We start from the raw sequence: 270 nt of genomic DNA on the forward strand, positions 1-270 counted from the left end.
TCTCAGCCGGCGTGAAGGTAAAGCATGAGCGCCCTTACGCAAGCAGTAATCATAGATACTTACGACTAATTTACGACACACAAAGAAAAACCCCTGACTTTCTCTAGGAAAATCAGGGGTTTAAAAAAAAAAAAGAAGCCAGCAATCATCCCCGTCCGCCAGTTCTCCACTGTCGGTACTACATGCTTAGCCGTGTCTATTGAGTTAACCCTCAGCCGCCCGACGGGCAGGGTGCATTGGGCGAGTTGTGTAAGTTTTAGCCACTTCGTC

It is taken from the genome of Pseudomonas sp. PA27(2017) (assembly GCF_001945445.1).
Lineage (GTDB): Bacteria > Pseudomonadota > Gammaproteobacteria > Pseudomonadales > Pseudomonadaceae > Aquipseudomonas.